Source organism: Nocardia tenerifensis NBRC 101015, assembly GCF_000308715.1.
Lineage (GTDB): Bacteria > Actinomycetota > Actinomycetes > Mycobacteriales > Mycobacteriaceae > Nocardia > Nocardia tenerifensis.
This window is the reverse complement of record NZ_BAGH01000241.1, coordinates 41,034-58,827: the sequence shown is the minus strand read 5'-3', so window position 1 is coordinate 58,827 and position 17,794 is coordinate 41,034. Positions and strand designations below refer to the sequence as shown.

Annotated in this window: 11 protein-coding genes; 4 read left to right on the top strand and 7 right to left on the bottom strand. The window is 62.3% G+C overall.

Translation table 11 applies throughout. The annotated features are described in order from the left end of the window. Positions 1-135: 135 nt before the first annotated feature. Positions 136-432, bottom strand: a complete 297-nt coding sequence (locus tag ON39_RS19405) for a hypothetical protein (RefSeq protein WP_146251438.1) — start codon at positions 430-432, stop codon at positions 136-138. Positions 433-770: 338 nt separating this feature from the next. Next, positions 771-1,031: a hypothetical protein gene (locus ON39_RS19400; RefSeq protein WP_040736296.1), complete on the bottom strand. Its 261-nt coding sequence runs from the start codon at positions 1,029-1,031 to the stop codon at positions 771-773. Positions 1,032-2,204: 1,173 nt separating this feature from the next. Here ON39_RS19400 and ON39_RS50095 point away from each other — a divergent pair. Continuing rightward, complete coding sequence (locus ON39_RS50095) at positions 2,205-2,387, top strand: hypothetical protein (RefSeq protein WP_211336521.1); 183 nt, start codon at positions 2,205-2,207, stop codon at positions 2,385-2,387. 147 nt (positions 2,388-2,534) lie between these two features. Further along, positions 2,535-3,227 carry a hypothetical protein gene (locus ON39_RS19390; protein WP_146251437.1) on the top strand — a complete coding sequence of 231 codons (693 nt, stop codon included), beginning with the start codon at positions 2,535-2,537 and terminating at the stop codon, positions 3,225-3,227. A 418-nt stretch (positions 3,228-3,645) separates the two neighbouring features. Here ON39_RS19390 and ON39_RS19385 read toward each other — a convergent pair whose 3' ends face one another. From ON39_RS19385 to ON39_RS19365, 5 genes are all read right to left on the bottom strand, one after another. Beyond that, entirely contained in the window at positions 3,646-6,945 is a 3,300-nt protein-coding gene (locus tag ON39_RS19385; RefSeq protein WP_040736290.1) for a type I restriction endonuclease subunit R, read from the bottom strand. Then, positions 6,942-7,979: a restriction endonuclease subunit S gene (locus ON39_RS47390; RefSeq protein WP_083894548.1), complete on the bottom strand. Its 1,038-nt coding sequence runs from the start codon at positions 7,977-7,979 to the stop codon at positions 6,942-6,944. The genes ON39_RS19385 and ON39_RS47390 overlap by 4 nt, the downstream gene beginning before the upstream one ends. A 196-nt stretch (positions 7,980-8,175) precedes the next feature. Beyond that, positions 8,176-9,801, bottom strand: coding sequence for a class I SAM-dependent DNA methyltransferase (locus tag ON39_RS19375; RefSeq protein WP_040736288.1), 1,626 nt, complete (start codon positions 9,799-9,801; stop codon positions 8,176-8,178). A 42-nt stretch (positions 9,802-9,843) separates the two neighbouring features. Next, complete coding sequence (locus ON39_RS19370; RefSeq protein ID WP_040736287.1) at positions 9,844-11,964, bottom strand: DNA methyltransferase family protein; 2,121 nt, start codon at positions 11,962-11,964, stop codon at positions 9,844-9,846. Between the two features lie 266 nt (positions 11,965-12,230). Further along, the gene (locus tag ON39_RS19365; RefSeq protein WP_040736286.1) at positions 12,231-13,901 is read right to left on the bottom strand and encodes a DNA recombination protein RmuC; all 1,671 of its coding nucleotides are present in this window, start codon (positions 13,899-13,901) and stop codon (positions 12,231-12,233) included. Between the two features lie 293 nt (positions 13,902-14,194). Between ON39_RS19365 and ON39_RS19360 the strand changes: the two genes are divergently transcribed. Both ON39_RS19360 and ON39_RS19355 read left to right on the top strand, forming a co-directional pair. Then, entirely contained in the window at positions 14,195-15,073 is an 879-nt protein-coding gene (locus tag ON39_RS19360; protein WP_040736285.1) for a hypothetical protein, read from the top strand. 315 nt (positions 15,074-15,388) lie between these two features. Further along, the gene (locus ON39_RS19355) at positions 15,389-17,758 is read left to right on the top strand and encodes a protein kinase domain-containing protein (RefSeq protein WP_040736284.1); all 2,370 of its coding nucleotides are present in this window, start codon (positions 15,389-15,391) and stop codon (positions 17,756-17,758) included. Positions 17,759-17,794: the final 36 nt, after the last annotated feature.

Below are 17,794 nucleotides of genomic sequence, written 5' to 3'. Positions count from 1 at the left end.
CCGTTAAGCGGGCTTTCCCGAGTGCCTGATTCGGTGGGAATCGATCGTCCGCATACACTGTGCGGCATGCGGATGTTCCTCGATCGCCACTAGGACAGCCGTATTCGGGCAGGTCAGGCCCGGTCCCTATCCGGCCTAATCGGGCGAACCGGCCCCGGATTCCCGAGTGTTTCCCATTTTCAGGGGATTCAGTAGTTCGAGGTGCTCAGCGTTGTCCACGACGACCAAACGCTTCGCGTCCGCGCCGATGTAGTACTTCTGCGCGATCGAAATGTTGCCGTCTGTATGCCCCAGCTGAGCGCTGGCACGTTCAGGGTCGCCGGTCACCGCGGTGATATGCGTTGTGACGGTGTCCCGCAGGTCTGACAGCCGAAAGTCCGGTAGCGGACTGCCGTCTCGGATCCTCAGAATCACATCTTGGGCGTTGGGCATGCTCACTAGCGAGGTGGACGCGGGCCTCGAAACACCGGCTGCTCTTCCGACTTCGGCCGCACACGGATTTGCTCCGCCATCAACTCGTCCGCAAGCCACGTCGGCAGCGCCACACGGTACGGCGGCCCCTTTTTGCGGGCGGGGTGCCGGTAGGTCCCGACGCCGGTTTTGCGGCGGACCGTCGCCCCGATGTAGGCGACCGTCCGGGGTTGGTGTCGTCGAGGGTCTCGGTTGTGAGGTCTGCCCAACGGATCGCCAGTCCCTCCCCAGGCCGCACACCTGTCCCGAGCAAGAACAGGAAGTACAGGCGCGTGTACTTGTCCTTGCCTCCGGGCAACTCAATTGATGTACCGGTACATGTCCTGCGCCTGTTGGCGTGTAATCGGGTGTGGCACAGTAGGTTTCCTGACGGGGCAGAGGACATGCGGCATCGGGTTCTCCGATGTGTGTATCGCCCGTCCAAGCACCGCGAGTCGAAATGCCATACCCAGCAGCTGATGCTGCATCTTCGCCCTCGACACCGAGACCTCGGCCACTTCATCCAGATAGTCGGTGATGTCGGCAGCGTCCGCGGCTTCGACGATGCTCAGATTGCCCATCTCCGTCTCGAGCTTGAAAGCATCCGGGTTGTGGTTCTTCGGTCCTGCTGCGACGGTGTAGATGCTGCGGTGGTAGTGCTGTACGTATCGGCGGACAGGTCACCCTCCTCGACCCGCGCCTTCCACTGCTTGTCGAGCTCGGCGAACGCCAGGCTCATCTTGGCGGTCGGCGCGAACTGCACACGCTTGCTGGCGCGCTTACGCTTCGAGCCCTTGCGGTTGTTGATGTGGAATCGCCGCCACCACTCATCGAGGCATTCCTTCTTGGTTCGCCCCTGCGCGCTGGTGCGGATTTCCTCGCCATTGAAGGCTCGGTGCCGTACGCGATCCAGACGGTAGATCTCGTCGGGGCCTTTAACGGAGATCAGCTTCGACTTCTCGGGCGGCGCGCCAGGATCCAGCGCCCTTGCTACGCCGCCAACTCATTTGGGGCGAACAGTTCGTTCTCCCACCTGACCAGGTCGGCCACCCGGTAGCGGACTCGACCGCCGAAGCGGGTGAATTTCGGCCCCTGCCATCGCAGGCCCAATTTCGCAAGGTCTTTTCGCTCAGCCTGGTTCGAATGGACAGTTCTTTGCGGGTTAGCCAGACGGGTTCGTCTGACTCGCCGTATCTGCCGATGGCGGGCACTGTTCTTGGCATTGCTGGTTCTTCCTTTCCTGCGAGCGGGGGTGCGCTGCCGATGCTGTGCTCGTGGCACCTTGCGGAGAGATACTGATTTAGCACACTTTCGCCGAGGCCTTGATTGGCTTGCGTTACTTCAGTACTTATCCATAAATTCAGCTCCGTAGTCAAATAACTATGGGCTAATTCAATTTGGTAGGCTGTTACATGAACGCTCACTAAATGTGGAGTAGTCAAGCGATTTCATGAGACTCATGGTGCGTCCTGTCGCGTCGGAAATCGCCGCTGTCGCTGGCACGACCCGGACAGGCCTTGGGATCGAAGGGTCCGCAATTCTCCTGGTGGACGCGTCGGCCGTGTCTTCGATGGTAGGTAACCAAGAACTCCGAAAATCACCGTGATATTCGACGGTGAGGTTGATATCGGTTTCAGGAGAAGAGCGAAGGTGCCACGACTGTATGGAATCGCTCTCAGGGATGGCCTGATCGCAGGCAGCCATAGTCTGTCGCAGGCAGTCCTTGCGAGAGCAGCGGCGAACTGCAGCCACCAGTGGCCAACGCGCAGGAGATCGTCGAAGATCTGCAGGCCGCACTAGAGGAATTCGCAGCTGTCGCAGACGCGTTGCAACTGGCCAAGACTGAGCGGGAGGGACAGGACATCGTGGTCGAATACGGGCATGATGCGGCTGGTGTCGTTGCGAATCGCGGTGAGGCGGCCCATGTCTTGACGTAACCAGCGTCGTTGTAACGCCACAGCGTCAACCCGGGGACACGACTGCGCATGAACCGAGCTGTAGTGCCGGGCGACTCCGGACGAGAGCAACCTGGTCGGCCATAATTCGAATGACGATGCCGTTGCTCATCCAATATCGTGACGGCTGTGTACTTCAAGGGCGATCCAGACGACATGCACTCGGCAATGACACCCATGTCGCATAAGGAGATGGTGGAGTGGTACTGGGCTGGTGTTGACGAAAACCCGTCCAGCCTTGCCGATCTCTACGTCGACTTCCACGATTTCATTCACGATTTCCTATTCATGGAGTTCACCAGCAGGCTAGGCGCCTCCGTCTTCTTGTTCCGAAGGATCGCCGCAGCCTCCGAAGAGCATCTCGCCCAGCTCAGCAAGATCAAGGAGAGCGGGTCACGCCGCATCCGAGGCTGGGAGTACGAGTGCGACATGATGGTCGACGAAGACATGTACGCGGTGAAGGATGCTGAGACAATCGGGTACGGTGCCGTGACTGTTGCAGCAGTCGCAGCTCTTGAGGCACTGGCCGAAGACTTGATCACCACGGACCGCCCGTCAGGGTCCAGCGGTCTGCAACAGAAGTTCGCGAGGCTTTTGCCGCTATTGAGTCTATCGTCCGAGGAGAAGGCCGAGGTGCAGGCCCAAATCAAGAAGCTCGCAAACCGGCGCAATAGCTTCGCGCACTCGGTCACCGGCCATCCTTGGCACGACCCGACCAGGCCGCCACGTGAAAAGCCCATATTCGACAAGGAATCCGTCTCAGACACGCTCTTCACGGTCGGCCGTATCGCGGTTGTCGTCGACTGCAACCTTGACAGGTGAAGTATCTATAGGAACGATCGTCGTTCATACCCGGCCAGCGGCGATCGGTCTCGGTGAGCGAGCGGTCCGAAGCTGCGGTACATCCTGTCGGTTGGGACTGCAGCCGATCAAGCCTGCGCCAGACTGTCAGCGGTCAAGACTTCCCCCACGTGAGGGCAGTTCCGTCACGGAATGTGTCGGGACTCGGAGCGTAGTCGGAGCGAAATGGGTTTTCCCGGATTAGTAGTCCCCGCTCGGTTTGAAGGGTCGATCGCTGGGCATCATCCCAGGCTACCTACCGCAATGTTCCTGCACATTGACTCGGTCACGATGGATCTCGTCGGGTACTCGGCGCGCCGTCCAGTGTGCTCGATCGATGAATCTGCGCCTATTTACCGGTGAATTGTCGTCCCGCCTCCGCCCCGCTTGGCCGCGCGGATCAAGATTCCGCTGTTCCATCCTGCGACCACTCGTTGGCGAAGTGTTCCATCTGCTTCAGTACCAGCTCGATTGCCTTGGGTGCCTCCTCGGGCGGATACCCACGGCGGGCCAGAAGGCGCCTGATTGTGGAGCGAAGTTTCGCGCGGACTGGTTCCCGTGAGATCCAGTCCTTCTTGATCTGCTTGCGGACCTCCGCGACCAGTTCGCGGGCGATTCCCGCCAGAACTTCATCTCCCATGAGTTTGCGTGCGCTGCCCAGATCGGCCACGGCGTCGTAGAAGGCGAGCTCGTTGTCGTCCAGGGATGGGTTGAACTGCTTGCCACGTTCGGCGTCGTTCCTGACTTCCTTCGCCATCTCGACCAGCCTCGCGATGATCTCCGCGCTGGTGAGCTGCTGGCGCATGTACTGGACCATCAGATCTTGCAGACGCTCCGAGAAGGTTGTTCGACGCACGATGTTGTGCCCGGTGACCTCGCGCATCTTCTGTTCGACGAGCCGGCGGAGCGCCTCGGCGACCAAGTGCGGCGTCTCGCTGTTCTGGAGCCGGGAGACAACTGCGTCGGTGAGGTGGGTGAGGTCGGCGGTCTCCAGGCCGGCTTCGGCGAACAGGTCTGTCACACCGCCGGTCTCGACGACGGCCGAGGTGAGCTGGGATAGGTACAGCTGGACATCGCGGGCGATGGGCAGACCCCGGGCTTCTCTGTCCATCGCGTCTAGCTTTGCCATGTACGCGCGGACCTCGACGAGGAACTGGATGTCCCTTTTCCATTGCGGCTGGTCCAAGAAGCGGGAGGCGATGTCGGCTGAGGAACCCGCGAGTGCGTGGAAGCGTTCCAGCCGGTGGGCGTGGTCGCGGAAACGGCGGCTGAGAGTGTCGTTGGGATTATCGAGCTTGTCGGGGTTGTTGCCCGGGGTGGCCGGGTTGCGAAGGTAGTTCGCGGTGCCCAGCGCTGCATCGATGAACGCCGTGCGCTTGGGCCGAGCAAGCCGCTCACGCCAATCCCAACCGCGGAGCATGTCGCCGAGGATGTCGTACTCGTTGCGCAGTTCATCGAGTGCGCGGTCGATGTCCTGGCCCAGAGTTCGGTCCTTCTGGTCGGCGTTTGAGTATTCGGCGATCGCGTTCTGGAGATGCTCGGTCAGCGGTGCGTAGCCAACGAGCAGACCGTCTTCCTTGCCGCGGAACCGTCGGTTGACGCGGGCGAGGGCCTGCATCAGGTTGGCGCCCTTGAGCGGGCGGTCCAGGTACATGGTGTGGACCGGTGGGGCATCGAATCCGGTCAGGAGCATGTTGTTGACGATGAGAAGTTCGAGCTCATCGTCGGGGTCCGTGGCGCGGTTGATGACGGTCTTACGCTGCGAGTCCCGCAGGGCGTGTGCGCGCAGATGTGCTGGGTCTTTGCGGGAGTCCGAGGAGAACACGATCTTCATTGCGCCCTTGTCGATCTCGTCGCTATGCCATTCCGGGCGCAGCTCGCGCAGAGCGTCGTAGACCCGCACACAAATGTCACGTGTGGCGCACACAATCATCGCCTTGCCGGCCGCGCCGTTCGGCTTCTCGGAGACGCCAACGAACGGCTGCATCCGTGTCCGCCTTGCTTCCCAGTGCTCGACCAGGTCCTGGGCCAGGTCGCGTATCCGGGCCGGTGCGCCATACATCGCGTTCATGGTTGCGACGGCCTGCTCAATACGGCGGCGCTCGGTTTCGTCGAGGCCGTCGGTGATCCGGTCTGCTTCCTCGTCGATCTTGGTGGGGTCGACGTCGTGGTCCAAGACGAGCTGGACGACGCGGCTCTCGTGGTAGACCTTGACGGTCGCGCCGTCATCGGCGGCCCGCTTGAGGTCGTAGACGTCGATGTAGTCGGGCCCACCGAATACGTCCCGGGTGTTGCGGTCGGCCTCGGAGATCGGGGTGCCGGTGAAGGCGAGGAGTGTCGCGTGCGGGAGGGCGTCACGCAGGTGGCGGGCATAGCCGTCCAGGTTGTCGTAGTGGCTGCGGTGGGCTTCGTCTACGACTACGACGATGTTGCGCCGGTCGGAGAGCAGAGGGTGGTCGGCGCCCGACTCCTTCTCCCGCTTTGTACGCCCGAACTTCTGGAGCGTGGTGAACAGGATTCCGCCGGTGCGTTTCGCGGCGAGCTCCTCGCGTAGCTCGGCACGAGTCAGGATCTGGCGCGGCTTTTCTGGGAGGATTTCGCTCTCCAGGAAGGTCGTATACAGCTGGTTGTCGAGGTCGTTGCGATCGGTGACGACGACGACGGTGGGGTTATGCAGGACCGGGTCGCGGACCACGACGTTGGTCGTGAGGACCATCTCCTCGGACTTGCCTGAACCCTGGGTGTGCCAGACCACGCCAGCCTTGCCGTCGGTCGCCGCGGCTTTGCGCACGGCCTGTGCAGCGCGGGTGACGGCGAAGTACTGGTGCGGTTTGGCGATCCGCTTCATCCGCTTCGACGGTACGAAGTTGATGAAGGACCGGATTAGGGTGAGGAGCCGGAGCTGGTCGAACAGACCGTGAAGCGCGAGGTTCTGGCCCGACTGAGTCAGTCCATCGGCCTCCATGGGGTTGATGCGTCTGCCCGTGTCGTCGGTGTTCCACGGGGCGAAGTGCTCGTAGGCAGTAAAGGGAGTGCCGTACTTGGCTGTGATGCCGTCGGAGAGCAGCACAATCGCGTTGTAGCGGAAAGCCGTCGGGAAATCCTTCACGTACCAGCTGATCTGTGTGTGAGCGTCACTCAGCCTGGTGTCCTCGTCGCCGGCGCGCTTCAGCTCGATGACGGCCAAGGGGAGGCCGTTGACGTACAGGACGAGGTCGAAACGGCCGTTCTTCTCGCCGTCGATGACGGTGACCTGGCGGACCGCCCGATAGGTGTTCTTGTCCCGGTCGGCCAGGTCGACAATACGAACGGTCGGGTTGTGCACTGCCCCGAATTCGTCGGTGTAGCTAACCGACCGGATGCCGTCCGTCAGGTAGACGTGAGCAGTCCGATTCTCCTCATACGCGTCCTGCGAGGTAGGAGTCGAAGCGGTGGCGAGCGCGTCACCGACGGCGTCTGGTGGCAGGTCCGGGTTGAGCCGCTCAATGGCTTCGCGTAGGTCGGAGTAGAGGACCAGGTCGTCCCAGGAGGCGCGGTGGCCGGAGTTGGGGGCGAGTTCGTTGCCCTCATTCCTGGACCACGCCAACCTTTCGAGCTCATCGAGAGCGAGGTGCTCCCAATCGCTTTCCAGGGGGCGGAAATTGGAAAGCGCGGTGTCCTCAGCCGAGTTCTCGTCGGAGGCGCTGGAGTCGTACGTCATGCGTGGTCCTCGATAATCATTTCGGCCTCCTTGACGCGGAGACGGCCGGACGTTATTTGGGGGAGGAGGGTGTCGCGGAGGGAGGCGAGGACGACGGACTCTTTGCGGGCCGCGAGTGCGCTGAGCGCGAGGGAATTGATCTGCTGTTGAACAGCGCCGAAGCGGCGCGGGTCGACCACCTCCGCAGCGAGCACGTCGGTAGGCCGGACGCGCTGATGGCTCTTGGACGTCCCCGTCACCCTAGCGGCCACGACCTCCCTGAAGTCCTGCTGCGCGGTCACTGCCCACAACTCGTGGGTCGATACATCGCCGCGCGGAGTTAGAACTAGGAACTCAGTGGAAGCCAATGCTGGCACAGCATTGGCGGGTGTCACATTCCATACCCGTGGGATTTCCGGATTTAGCTTAGAGAATAGGACGGCCGGAGTGGCTACGAGAAATTTTCCACTCTTGATGGTTCCAGGCGAGGTGCGTTCAGGCCGCTTTTGTGAATCAAATGCAGGCAGACTGTAATGATCGACCTGGGGTTCTGAAATCTCCGCGGGGGAAATCTGATCCTTGCGGAGAGTGCAGATTTCGCCCAGCGGGATGCGTGCTTCCCAACGCTCACTAGACGCGATTGCCAAAACCAGCTCGTCTGCGGTGGCTGCAATGCGCTCATTGACGGCGATCTTGTCGTCAAGCGCTCCGAGTAGGCGCGCCACAGAGTTTTGCTCTCCGATTGGAGGTAGAGGCGTCAACAGCTCGCGGATTGTTGGCATGTTGATTCGCGGGGCGCCAGACCCTTCGCGCATACCCTCGATGAAGTCTCGTACGTAGGACGAGTTCAGCCAGTAGCGCAAGAACCTAAAGTTGAGCACGTTGGAATTAGGGCGAATGAGAACCATGCGCTGTCCCATGCATACCCGATGCCCGAATGGAACTTCTGCGGCGATTCCATGGTAACTACCTTCTCGACTATACAAAATATCGCCACGTTGCGGAACCGCCCGGCGCACTCGGTCCGCGTATGTCTCTTCAGAAACTCGCGCCATTTTGTCTAGTTTCAGAACCCCATCCGTGTAGTCTTGCGTTCGTACCAGGTAAGGGCCCGAGCTCGTAAGTTCAGGTGTTGAGTGAGGGCAGTCGTAAATGCCCGTGCAAGATTCAGCTAGAGGTGCCCACCTCCAATCTGACGGGATGTCGGGAAATCCGATAGGGAGGTTTACTCGATCAGCCGCGAGATTGATCTCAGCGTCCACGAACGGCCTCCAGTTGCTCACGTACGGTGATCGCCAGGTCGTCCGACCTATCGAAGAGCTCAAAAAGTTCTCCTGTCAGCCGGGCGATCTTCTCCGCGACCGCCTCTGCGTCTTCTTCTTCCACCTCGACCGACCCCACGTACCTCCCCGGAGTCAACACATACTTGTGCTCGCGAACAGTGTTCAGGTCGGCCGTGAAGCAGAACCCGGTCTCGTCCTTGTACGAAAGGGCTCCGTCGCGGGCAGAATTTGTGCCGCGCCATGCATGGTAAGTGTCGGCGATTTTCGCAATGTCGGCGTCCGTGAGGATGCGTTCCGTGCGGTCGATCATCTCGCCCATTGCGCGGGCGTCGATGAAGAGGACCTCGCCCCGCCGGTCGTCCAACCGCCGCGCCCCCTGCGGAGACTTGTCCTTGGACAGGAACCAAAGGCACGCGGGGATCTGAGTCGTACGGAACAGCTGCGACGGAAGGGCGATCATGCATGCCACCAGGTCCGCCTCGACCAACGCCTTGCGGATTTCGCCCTCGCCGCTCGCTTGAGAGCTCATCGAGCCATTCGCGAGGACGACGCCGGCCGTGCCGCGCTCCCCGAGCTTGCTAACAATGTGCTGCAGCCATGCATAGTTGGCGTTGTTTTTGGGCGGGACGCCGTATTTCCAACGCGGGTCGCTCTCCTTCCGAGCCCAGTCCTTGAGGTTGAACGGCGGGTTGGCCATCACGAAGTCAGCCTTGAGGTCCGGGTGTTTGTCGTCGTCGAACGTGTCACCCCACCGTGCCGCGAGGTTGCCGTCGATCCCGTGGATAGCGAGATTCATCTTGGCCAGGCGCCAAGTGCGCTCGATATTCTCCTGGCCGTACACCGAGATGTCGGACTTGTGGCCACGCCCTCGATGCGCCTCGATGAACTTGCCGGCCTGGACGAACATCCCCCCCGAGCCGCATGCCGGGTCGTACACCCGGCCCTCGTACGGTTCCAGGACCTCGACCAAGAGCTGAACCACGGACCGAGGTGTGTAGAACTCTCCGGCCCGCTTGCCCTCCGCCCGGGCGAAGTTGCCGAGAAAGTACTCGTAGACCTCGCCCAGCACGTCCTGGGCGGGCTTATCACCGGCGCCCCCGAAGCGGGCATCGCTGATGAGATCGATGAGCTCGGCCAGGCGCTTCTGGTCGACGTTGTCGCTGTTGAAGATCTTGGGGAGCACGCCGGTAAGCGAGGCGTTTTCGCGCATGATCGCGTCCATGGCCTCGTTGAGGAGCAGGCCGACGCCTTTGGCTTTGGCGTTCGCCGCGATCCAGGACCAGCGGGCGGTCTCGGGGACCCAGAAGACGTGTTCGCCGGTGTACTCGTCCTTGTTCTCCAGGATTTCAGCCCGGCGCTCTTCCTCAATTCCTTCCTCCGCGAGCTCCTTGGCGAGCTGTTCGCGACGCTCGCTGAAGGCGTCCGAGATGTATTTGAGGAAGATCAGTCCGAGGACGAATTCCTTGTATTGCGCGGCGTCCATGGAGCCGCGCAGCTTGTCGGCGGCCTTCCAGAGAATGTCCTGGATTTCCTTGGGTGTGGAGGTGGTGAACAGCTCCGCCTGTGTGGCGGGCTTCTTCTTGGCGGGAGGCATGGCGGGTTTTCGTCTCCTTTGGGTCCTGCGGGTTGGCGCGGGTCAGTTCGGTAATGCGTTGAGAGCGAGGGTGCCGTCGGTGAGGCCGGCGGCGGTGAGGCGGGCGAGATCGTCCAGGGCCGCACTCTGCTGTCGTAGCAGCGCAGTCCGTCGGCTGATCTCGGCGAGTAGGGCGTCATAATGTGCTGCCTCGGTGGGATCGAGGTCGGGGACGATCAGATCTTCGATGCGGCGGGGCGCCCGCATTGCACCGTTGACTCGGCCGTGCTCTGCGGCGGCGCGCAGTAGTGCAGCCAGGACTCGAGGGCGAACTGGGTGTTCGGGATCACGGTCATGCCGTGCGCGCAGAACACGTGCAGGGTAAGCGACCACGGACAAGCCCTCTTCGTCGACATACACGCCGAAGACGGGGCTGGTGGTCACCACAATGTCGCCGGGCTCAGTGAACTCGGCATGTTCGTATGCGGTGAGCAATACGGCGCGGTCGATACGCCGGCCGCCGACGGGTGCGACTCCCATTACTTCAGCGGGGGTGATTACGGGGTAATGGCCATCGGACGCCAGGTGCTCGGCCGCGATACGGTGCCCGGGAAGACGGCGCAGCCGACGCTCTTTGAGAAGGCGCGCGACGCTGGTGCGGCGTATCGGTTGTCCTTCCGGGCGGAGTACTGCATTGGTCCGGATCGGGGCGCTCTGATCTGCGCGGTCCTGCTCGCGGAACTGCTGAACGGTCAGCTCCAGTTCGGAGATACGCACCGGGCGTTCATAGACCGGCTGGGTGTAGCGGTTCGCATACGAGCGGTACTGGGGGGTCAGCGCCGCGCCGGGGCGAAGGTGAAGGATCGGGACGAGCACCGCACGGCGAGGTTCGTGCCGACGGTCCGCCCGCCAGCCTGCGGCATGGAAGTCGTGTGTCTCCTCGATGACGGTGTTGAGGGTGGCGGCGGTAATGGTTTCAGCCGTGAGGTCGGACAGCAGGACGAGTCCGTGGCGGTCTGTCTCCGGCGTACGCGAGAGCACCCAAATCGCTGTGCGGTACGCGGGGCGATGGGGGTAAACCCCATCGGGCAGGCTGATCACAGCCTTCAGTAGGCCCTCAGCGAGGAACCAGCTCCGCAAGCGGTCGGCTTCCCCATGCGCTGGCAACGCGTGCACAAGAGCATCGGCTGGACCGAGGACCACGGCGGTACGGCCGGCCGAAAGTAGGTCGGCCAGGTTCTGGATGTGCTCGAGAACCGCTAGCGCAGTGCGGGTTTCGGCCGCTTCGTATGGGAGCGCACAGACCAAGGCGTGCGGATCACCCCATTCGTCAGTGTCAGGATCGACGCCTTCCACGACGTCCAAGCGGTACTCGTAGACCCCGCGCACAAGCATGCGGCGGCGCACCAGCCGAACCAGGGTCGGGTCCGGATCGGCGGCGACGTAGAGATGCTCTGCCTCGGATGTCCTTTCTGCGTGCAAGGCCGCGAGGAGATCTCCTGAGCGGGCGTGGGGCACCGCGATGACGGCGTCCTCCGCTAGGTCCGCGGTGAGAGCAAGGCGGGCAAGAGTGTGGGTGATGGCCGGGGCGCACTCGTCGGCGACGTGGGCGGCCGAGCCTAGTCGTCGGCGCGAGTCAAGCACCCAATCGAAGGCTTCGGCCGGGGCGTATGCGGCCTCGGTCAGCTCATCGGCGAGCGTGGCGAGCGCCGGGCCGATGCGCTCCGCGTCCGGCACGGAGCGTAGCTCGCTCAACAGGAAGGTGTCATCCGGGTCGAGGCTCTCGGCGCGCTCGACAAGAGACCGCCATCCTAGTCCGCCGCTCACGGGCGCGTCGAGCTGCTGGTGCAGGCAGATCAGCGAGGTTAGGGCATCCAAAAGGATTCGGGGCGGTACTCGTCGGCGCCATCCAGCCAGCGTGTGCAGCGCCAGTTCAGCGTGCAGTTCGGGGGCGTCCGTATTGCCGTGGCCTGTGGTGATCAGCCAGTCAACTACGGCTCGGCCGTCGAAGAGTGGGCTAGTGCCTTCGTGAGCTACTGGCGATGGAAAGTCGCTGTGCCGACGTGCCCAGGTTGTGGGAACGGGACGTTGTACCCGGGCCATTGTCGCGATCTCAGCGTAGGAGATCAGCCGGGCGTTTGCCTCCGAGAGGCTGGAAGCGGCGGCGCCTTGCTTCGTGGGCATCTCGGCTTACTCCCTTCCGGTCATCGAGCTGGCCTCTCCTGGGCTCGGCTAAGAAGACTCTATCCCGGCCTTGTCGGGACCTGCCTTTAATAACTTGATAAGAGGGGTTATCAACAATGACGTGCAAACTGCAGATATCAGTGGTTCGGCGTTATCCTCGTATTTCTGTGCGCTGGATTCGATCATCGGCAATGGCAGTCGGGCGGCTGAGCGGCAGAAATCCGGCGTTCTCGGTTCGAGAGCGCCGGATCCTCTGAACGGCCGGGCTATTCCGTGCCAATCTGGCGAGCTGCGGATACCGTCGCCTCCGTCTGCGGAACCGGGCTCAACCGTTCCGCCGCCGCCGATTCCAGCAACTCGACGCTGCCGAGCGGTCGGGTGAGCTTGTCTTTGGGCTGCGGCATCGGCAACTCGCCGGACGCAACACTCAGCTCCCGGAGCTTGCGAGCAGTCACCAGAACCCGGCTTTCCAACGACCCGACCGTGTCGTTATAGGTCTTCACCGCACGGTCGATCGCCGAGCCGAGCCGTTCCACGTGGCCGCCCATAGTCGACAAGCGCTCATAGATCTCGGTGCCGAGCTTGAGGACCTGACGCAGGTTCTCGCGCAACGCTTCCTGTTTCCAGCCGAACGCGATCGCCCGCAGCGCCGCGATCAGTGTCACTGGCGTAACGATCAAAACCTGCTTGGCAGCGGCGTATTCGAGCAGCGTACGGTCCCGCTCCAAGGCCGGAGCAAGGAAGGACTCACTAGGCACGAACATGATCACGAACTCCGGCGTCGACCCAACCTTGCGGAAGTACTCCTTTTCGGCGAGCCCGTCGATGTGCCGACGGACCTGCTTGGCGTGCTCCACCCAATGCTTCCCCGCCGCAGCGTCACTGTCAGCCTCGGTAGCGGCGACGAAGGCGTCCATAGGCACCTTGGAGTCCACGACGACGTGCTTGCCGCCGACCAGATGAACGATCATGTCGGGGCGAAGGGACACGTCGACACCCGGAATGTGCACCTGCGTGTCGAAATCGCAATGCTGGTGCAGGCCAGCGAGTTCGACGGCGCGTTCCAGATGCATCTCACCCCAACGACCGCGGGTTTCGGGACGCTTCAACGCCTGTACCAGGCTGTGGGTCTGCTGGCGATGACGCAGGCTTTCCTCGGAGAGCCCTTTGATCTCCTGCCGCAGCGTCGCCTCGCTCGATGTGCGGCTGACTTCGAATTCCTCCAACCGCTTGTCGATCAGCGCCAGACGTTCGCGCACCGGTTCGCTGATTTGCGCGAGTTTCGTCTGGGCCGCCGAGACCAGGCTCGCCTCTGAGCGCGCCAGCAACTGATCACCGAGGGCCTGGAACGCCTCCTGCTGCAATCGCAGATTCTCGGCACCGGCCGTATCTACCTGCTGGCGTACGGCTTCGAGCGCCACGGCCTGCTGTTGCAGGCCCTGGTTCAGCTCGTCCAGCTCGGCTACCCGCACGCGCAACCGCTGAACTTCGTCTACCAGCTGCTGCTCCTTCCCGCGCAGCGTCGCGATCTCGTTCTCGGCGGTCCGCAGCCGGCTTGCAAGACTCGTGGATTCGGTTTGTCCCGAGCTGGCCTCGGCCCGCAACTGTTCGGCCTTCAGCTCGGTGTGACGCAGTTCGTTCCGGGTGGCCTCAAGCTGGCCGGTCAGCGTCACGATTCCCTGCTCGAGATCGTGCTGCCGTAGCGACAATTCGCTGTTGGCGTTAGTGACCCGGTCAGCCTGTTCCTGAGCCCGGTCCCGTTCCGCACGCAGTTCCTCCGCCTGGACTTTGGCTAAACGGCTATTTTCCTCGGCGACGCGGCGGCGCGCGTCCTGCTCCGCCAGACGAGCGGCGCCGCGGTTCTTGGCAACCGCATAGGCAGCGACCGCAAAGATAGCGGCCGTGATGGTGATGATGACGACGGTGAGGTTAAACATCACGAACTCCCTTGGTAGGCAATCGAACTCGGCACATGCGATCGGCCTTGCGGTCGGATTGCTGTGTTGAACGAACCATATGATCCGAGTTGCAAATTTTGCTCTAATACCGTTGATAACCTGCGTTATCAACAGGTGAGCCATGAAGTGCAGTGGCTCGCCATGCGTCCGGTCTGTAGGAATGGGGCATGCCTCGGTTGAATCCGACGCGCGTCACTCTGATCGATAGGCCCTTGTTTCCGCGACCAACATCAGATGCGTATCTTGGTGACTGAAATCGGAAGGGGCCCCGAATGTTCGATCAGTTCATGAAAATTCTCGAGACTGTCCAGAACGAGTACCTGCATGATCCGGAACTTACGGATGAGGCGGCGCGACGAGTGGTCGTCCAGGGACTCCTCGACAAGCAAGAGCTCATCGCCGCCTCCATCTGGGACAAGCGCTTCGGGCTGCCACAACTGATCTCCGGCAGCGACGCCATTCGCAACGTCAGACATACCCTCGACGAAGCTGCCGCCGAAGTCGTTGAAACCGAGATTATCGGCCGGATTCCATCGCGCGTCGTGCACGAGCGTCGTCACGCGCTGGTCTATCTGGAGGCTGAAATCACCCCGCAGCTCGACCACGAGCAGGTCGACACAGGCCGCACGAGTACCGCCCACTGGTTGGCGCGGGCCGCAGAGAAGCACGTTGAAGTCGACTACGCCAGCGATGTTCCCACGTATACCGGGGTGGACCCCATCGAGGATGTCGCGCTGCCCCCCGACGTGCCATGGTCCGATGCCGATAAGAAGGCTGGTTTGGAGCGGGCAATCGGCGTGTACGGCCTTGGGCCCGGCCAGTGGATCGAGCTCGAATGGCCTCCTAATGGTTCATTGACCTACGAAGGTTTCGTATATTGGACCCAGTTCGAGTCCTGCGAAGCGCACGCCGAGAGCGACGAAACCCAGCTCGAAAACTGCGCGGAATGCACCCAGCCCAAGCGAGTCGTGGAGGAGCCGGCGCGGTGGACCTTCTACACGACGATGACGATCAATGCGATCAGCTTCGACCAGGCCGGCATCGAGTCCTCCCGAGAGGTCTACCGAGACAACCTCTTCGAGGTGGCGGTTATTGAACAAGACCCCGGCGACCTCGTGATCGGCCCCTCTGATCCGAGAAGTCTCTGGTAAAAGTCGACGTCTGCGCACGGCACCTCATCGAACGTTACACATCACCACGTCGACTCCGCCTCGGACGGGGGCGGTCGTGGGACGGCTGGCCAGGTCGAGCTGAGCAAAGGCAGCGCGGCACAGCAGACGCGGCACAACGCTTTACGATCATGGTCGCGACCTTCTATGCTTTCCAGTCATGTCCGGTACGGCAACCGGCCAGACGTTGAAGGACGGTGGGGGTGCCGGAGATCATCGGTGAACGGTTTGCGTTGGTGGGCAGCGAACGCCGCGAGGGCGGTCTGTCCTATGTGCGGAAGGCGACCGATCTCGGTGATGGTGGCTTTCGTCGCGGTCAAGTTCATCACCGCCGGATCTGGCGACCTTGCGCGCACAGTATTCGAGCGCGAAGCCCAGATGCTGCGGAAGTTGGTGCATCCGAACATCGTCGGTTTCCGTGATGCCGGGGTCGACAACAGCGGAACCTACTTCCTGGTCATGGACTGGGTAGAACGCAACCTGGCTGACGATCTGGCCAATGGTGATGTCTGGACTTCCTGGGAGAAGCTGTCACAGGAGCTGGTCTATCCCTTGGTCGAAGCACTCGCATACACACATCTGCAGCGCATCGAACACCGTGATATCAAGCCGCAGAACGTCCTGATCGACGACGACGGCAGACCTCTGCTCGCAGACTTCGGTATCGCCACCATTCGTGAAGCGGACGACCCCCCGACCCAGACCGTGCGCGCATTCCACTCGCCACCGTATGCGCCGCCGGAGGTCTACGGGCCGATCAAGTATGTCCGCGACGTATATTCACTGGGCGTCCTGGCCGCCCAGTGCCTGAGCAAAGCGACGCTGAAAGACCCTGGTGACGTCGCGCGTGCGTTGGACAGTGCCGCGATCCCTCCGGAGATCCGGCGAATCCTCACCTCGTGTGTTGCGCCCGACCCCGGTGACCGGCCGCGGAATGCGAGCGAGCTACTCGACACGCTCAAGCACGCCGATCGTGTGCAGGTGCCCAGCCGGAACTCGATGCGAGAGACGGTTTGGCTCCATCTGACCAACACGGCCGTCAAAGCGCTCGTCGGCGAGTCGAGCGGACGACGGGCTGCCGAATCGGCACTGCTCGAAGATCTATCGGGTGAAGTGTTTGTCGATTGCACGTGGATGACCGCGCTCGATATGCCTGGTGGACGCCGAATCGATCGCATCCGAGTTATCGGGGAGTCGTGGGAGTTCAGCCTCGCCAACGGCGAGCGTGAATTTGCCGATCGGCAAGCTGCGGTCGTCTCGGCGCGGCAGCTCGACGCCGAGCACCTGGAGGCGCAGCGCGGGCGAGGACTGCGTCTCGCATCAGAATTCGACTGGACCTTCCGCAGACCCACGAACCTCGATGCCGCAGAACGCGCCCTTGGGGCGCTTGCCACAGCGATCTACGATTTCCACGATCAGCTCGCCGAATCGACGCGCAACAAGATCGGACGCGACAGCGAGGGCACATTCGATCGGTGGTTGCGGGTGCTGGCGGCGCGGCGCGACCTCGCTGGCGAGGGCGCACCGATGATCTACATGGCCTGCGAGTTCCAAGGTAGAGAAGCACATTTCACACTTGAGGAATCGGTCGAGGACAACATCGTCGGCACCGCATGGGAGGTAAGAGACCGCCACAACAGCCGCACTTTTGGCTGGGGCGAGGTCGTCGATCAAGTCGGGGACCAGATAGTACTTCGAAGTCTTGAATGGGCCGATCTCCCCACACGCGGAATGCTCGCCCGCCGCCTCGGCCCGGAAGCGGCAGCTCTGAATCGACAGCGCGAAGCGGTCCAGGCTGTGCAAGCACAATCGTGTCCTCGCCCCGCTCTGCGGGAGCTACTACTGGATCCAGCGGGCAATCGTATGCCCGTCGACACCGATCCACCCTCATGGCAGCGCGAGCTGGACGGTGCCAAGAAGGACGCTGTCCGCAAGGCATTGGGCGCCCAGGACTTCCTGGTGGTGCAGGGCCCGCCGGGCACCGGGAAGACGAGCTTCATCGCCGAACTGGTCGACCAGTACCTGCGCCGTCACCCGCATGCGCGTGTGCTGATCGCTTCGCAAACCAATGTTGCCGTGGACAATGCCCTCGAAAAGCTGGATCAGAGTGGGCAGGCCGACCTCATCCGTCTCGCCGCTACCGACGGGCGCCGCGTCGGACAATCTGTACGTCACTTACTGCTCGATGCGCAGATGAAACGGTGGGCGAAGGAGGTCCGTAAGCGCGCCGATAAGCATCTGAGCGCACAGGCTGATTCGGTCGGTATGTCGACCGATCACCTCCGCGCGGCGCTGGCGCTACAGCAATTCGCGGCTGTCACGACAGATCTGATGCGCCTACGCGCACTTCAAATCGACACCCAAAGAGAGTCCGCTCCTTCCGAACTCGCCACCGTCCTTGACGACTACACCGATCCCAGCGAGCTGCACAACCGGATCGAACAGCTCGAGAGTTACCGCGATGAATTATTCGCCGACGCCGGGCGGCACTTGAACGGCGCCCTCACCCTTGATGCGGACATGTCGCCCGAGGTCGCGCGGCATGCGGTCGATGCGCTCCTGGGCGACGATCAACGCACCCGCAACCTGCTCTTGTCCCGCTGTGATGCGGGACTCCGCCCGATTTGGCAGGTCTGCGCCGGACCAATCAGGACTTCGTGCGAATGACACGGCGGTAGCCAGGGGCGACCCAATCCCGCCCCT